The organism is Hylemonella gracilis ATCC 19624, assembly GCF_000211835.1.
Classification (GTDB): domain Bacteria; phylum Pseudomonadota; class Gammaproteobacteria; order Burkholderiales; family Burkholderiaceae_C; genus Hylemonella; species Hylemonella gracilis.
The window spans coordinates 1-869 of the sequence record NZ_AEGR01000015.1 but is presented as its reverse complement, the minus strand read 5'-3'; the positions used below and the strand labels follow the sequence as shown (position 1 = coordinate 869).

General features: G+C 61.6%; 1 protein-coding gene. It reads left to right on the top strand.

Going from position 1 to position 869, the window contains the following annotated elements:
- Positions 1-5: 5 nt before the first annotated feature.
- The coding region (locus HGR_RS01125; protein ID WP_319946208.1) for a hemagglutinin repeat-containing protein at positions 6-869 on the top strand (864 nt) is incomplete at its 3' end.

Sequence of the window (869 nt, the reverse complement as noted above, 5' to 3'; positions counted from 1 at the left end):
TGCTCATCACCGCGGGCATCGACCAGCACAAGACCGAGACCAGCAGCAGCACCAAGAGCGTGACCGCCAGCGGCGGCAGTAACGGCTCGGCCAGTGCCTCGGCCAGCACCAGCAGCAGCAAGAGCAGCAGCACCAGCCTGCAGAACGTGAACAGCACCATCAACGTGGGGCACCTGGAGAGTGATGCGCAGAACTTCACCCTCAGGGGGGCGGAGGTGACGGCCAAGACGGCCGATCTGGATGTGGGCAGCCTGACGGTACAGAGCTTGCAGGACACGAGCGAGAGCAGCAACAGCAGCAAGAGCGTCAGTGTTGGGGTTAGCACTAGCAAAGACCAGAAGACTGGCAACACCTCAAAAAGCGCGAATCTGGGTGTGAACCAGAGCAGCGGCAGCAGCGAAGCGCAGGAGGTGGGCAACCAAACGCAACTGTTGATCGCCGACGGGGCCAACAGTCAGATCACGGCCAGGGACACGACGCTGATCGGCGGCCTGATCGCCAACGCCACCCAGAACAAGGACGGCACGCTGACCGACCACGGCAAGCTGAACCTGACCACCGGGACCTTGACCGTCAGTGACTTGCAGGACAAGAGTGAGAGCGAGCAAAGCGGCTGGGGCTTCCAGACCAGCACGGGCTATACCACCGATGCGAACGGAAAAAGACTCAGCAACATCAACGATGGCAAGACGACAGTCAGTTTGACTGAGGAAGGGCACCGAAAGGAAGGCGAAACACAGGCCACGCTGGGCCAGGGCAACATCAAGGTGGGCGGTGCCGACCTGAGCACACAGGAGCAATACGCCAGCCTGAACCGCGATGTGAACGAAGCCCAGATCACGACGCTGGACCAGCAGACGGCGGGCTTG